Raw genomic sequence first — 2,996 nt, 5'->3', positions numbered from 1 at the left:
CGTCTCGGTCAGTCCGTATCCTTCGAGCACGAGGCAGTCGAAGGCCTCCTCGAACCCGAGGAGCACCCTCACCGGCATCGGGGCGCCCCCCGAGATGCCCACGCGCAGCCGGGACAGGTCGTGGTCGGCGCGGTCCGGCTGCTGCAGCATCGCGGCGTACATCGTGGGCACTCCCTCCATCACCGTGACCCTCTGGTCCTGCAGGGCGCGCAGGGCCGCAGCGCCGTCGAAACGGGCCAGGAGGGTGAGGCACGCCCCGGCGCGGACGGCGGCGTTGAGCCCGACCGTCTGCCCGAAGGAGTGGAACAGCGGCAGTCCGCCGAAGACCACGTCCTCGGACGTCAGCTGCAGGAGGTCGTTGACCACGACCTCGCAGTTGCGCACGAGGTTGCCGTGCGTGAGCTCGGCCCCCTTGGGCCGGCCGGTCGTGCCCGAGGTGTGCAGGATCACCGCCGTGTCCCCGGCCCCCCGCGGCTCGACCCGGTCGAGCTCCGGGGCATCACCCCACAGGTCCCCTGACGCTCCGGGCCCCACCAGGAGGGCGTCGATGCCCAGCGTGCGTGCCACCGGCACCACGTGCTCGCGCGTCGTCCACCAGGCCACCAGGAGGCCTGCACCCGAGTCCTCGAGGTGTCGGGTCATCTCCTCCTCCCCGAGCAGCGGGTTCGTCGGCACCACCACCGCGCCGAGGCGCAGGATCCCGTAGTAGAGCGCCGCGAACTCCGGGACGTTCGGGACCACGAGCCCGACGTGGTCGTCGGGGCGCACGCCGCGCGAATCGAGGAGGCCGGCGACCCGTCGGCTGTCCCGGACGAGCTCGCCGAACGTCGTCACCCGGTCACCTGCCGTCAGCGCCGCAGAACGCCCACGAGCGCGGGCGGTGCGTTCGAGGTTCTCGGCCAGGTTCACGCAGGACTCCGTCGTGGACGTTGTGACGCGCCCCACAGTTGTGCAGCCACGGCCTGTCGGCCATAGTGACGGCACTCACATCGTCGGCAGTTCTTTGTTCGCCAGCACAATGAGAGGGACTCGGGTGGCTCTTCACGCAACAACGACCGACCCGCGGGTGGTGCGCGCCTGCGGGCTCCTGCTGGACAACGCCGACGACGTCGCCTGCAGCTCGGCGCAGATCATCCGGGCGGAGGAACCGGCCTACGTCGACTTCATGGGCCTCGAGGAGCTGGCGACCGCGGTGCGCCCCAACGTCGTCGGCCTGGTCGAGAGTGTGATGGTGAACGAGACCACGCTCCTGGCCGCGCCGCGACGTACCGGACGCGAGCGCGCCGAGGCTCGGTTCCCGCTGACGCTCGTCCTGCACGCCTACCGCCTCACCGCGCTGCACATCTGGGAGCGGCTGATCCGGCTGTGCGACGACGACCCGGCGACCAGCCGCGCCCTGCTCGACTCGGCCTCAGCCCTGTGGAGCGCGGTCGACGTGTACTCGCAGGAGCTCGCAGCCGCCTATCGGGACGTGGAGACGGAGCGGCTGCTGCGCAGCGCCCGGGTCCGCGAGGCCGCGCTCGCCTCGTTGTTCAGCGGAGTGGGAGTGTCGAGCCAGGGCTTCGCCGACGCCGCCACCGCGCTCCGGCTGCCCAAGGTCGGCCGCTTCGTCGTCGTCGCCTCGGACTCGTGGCCGGTCGAGCAGGAGGACGCACCCGCGTCGGCGGAGCGCGCCCTCTCCTCGCTCGGGGTGCGCTCCGCGTGGCGCTCGGAGGCCGACGGGGAGATCGGCCTCGTCTGCCTCGACCGCAGCCACCGGGTGGACCGGCTGATGGGCTACCTCACCTCCCTGACGGTCGAGCGGGTGGGGATCAGCGAGGCGTTCGAGGCCATCGTGGACACCCCGCAGGCGGTGACGCAGGCCCAGCTCGCCCGGGACACCGCGACCCCCGGGGAGAACGTCGTCATGCGCTTCGGGGACGCCCGCGTCGCCGCGCTCGTGGCCGCGACGCCGGACCTCGCGATGGGGCTCGCCCACGAGGTGCTCGCCGGCGTCCTGCAGCAGGGCGACGACGAGCAGCTGCTCCTCCTCACGACCCTGAGGGCCTGGTACACAGCCCAGGGCTCCGCGGCTGACGCCGCCAGGCTCCTGCACTGCCATGCCAACACGGTCCGCTACCGGCTCGCCAAGGTCACCCGGCTGACCGGACGCGACCTGCGCGTCCCCAGCGACCTCGTGCACCTCTACCTCGCCCTCGAGGCCACCCGGTTGTGGCCGCCGTCCCGGGATGCTTGACCTGGTTGTTGTACGCCGGAACAAATCACTCCACCGGGCCTAGCCTTGAGGCATGCGCCTGATGCTCCTCCGACACGGTCAGACCGTCGCCAACACGACCGCCGCGCTCGACACCGCGGCCCCCGGGCACGAGCTCACCGAGCTGGGCCGACGGCAGGCCCGGGCGGCCGCCCGGGCACTCGCCATGGCGGGGATAGGCCACGTGGCGGTGTCGACAGCCGTCCGCACCACCCAGACCGCGACCCCGCTCGCCGAGGACCTCGGCCTGGCCCCGAGGACGTACGACGGACTGCGCGAGATCGCGGCGGGCGACTTCGAGATGCGCAACGACCACGCGGCGATCGAGGGCTTCCTGGGCACCATCGGCGGCTGGCTCGAGGGCGACACCGGGCGCCGGATGCCGGGCGGCGAGACCTGCCTGGAGTTCCTYGCCCGGTACGACGCCGCGATCGGGCAGGTCTGCGCCGGCGGCGCCGACGTGAGCCTGGTCGTCAGCCACGGAGCCGCCATCCGCACGTGGGTCACCCACCGCGCGGCCGGCGACCACGCCCCCGTCCACGAGGGCCTGCACAACACCGGCTGCATCACCCTCGATGGCGACCCGGACGACGGGTGGGTCGTCGTCTCGTGGGAGCGCGAGCCGGTGGGCGGAGCGTGGCTGGACGACACCTCCGCCCCTGACCCGACGGGCGGTGACCTCGACGCCGCCGACGACGAGCTCCGGGACCGGGCCGGCGACCCGCCCGCTCAGTCCTCCGGG

General features: G+C 72.8%; 3 protein-coding genes. 2 read left to right on the top strand and 1 reads right to left on the bottom strand.

Annotated features, from left to right (window positions below):
* Nucleotides 1-909 (bottom strand): AMP-binding protein (locus tag ACXJKL_RS18335; RefSeq protein ID WP_457208437.1); only part of this gene is annotated, 909 nt, incomplete at its 3' end.
* 124 nt (nucleotides 910-1,033) lie between these two features.
* Here ACXJKL_RS18335 and ACXJKL_RS18330 point away from each other — a divergent pair.
* The gene (locus tag ACXJKL_RS18330; RefSeq protein WP_457208436.1) at nucleotides 1,034-2,236 is read left to right on the top strand and encodes a PucR family transcriptional regulator; all 1,203 of its coding nucleotides are present in this window, start codon (nucleotides 1,034-1,036) and stop codon (nucleotides 2,234-2,236) included.
* Between the two features lie 52 nt (nucleotides 2,237-2,288).
* Nucleotides 2,289-2,996 (top strand): histidine phosphatase family protein (locus tag ACXJKL_RS18325; protein WP_457208435.1); only part of this gene is annotated, 708 nt, incomplete at its 3' end.

The sequence above is a fragment of the Nocardioides sp. P5_C9_2 genome, from assembly GCF_054049555.1.
The sequence above is the reverse complement of the archived record's forward strand: the minus strand, read 5'-3'. Positions and strand labels throughout refer to the sequence as shown.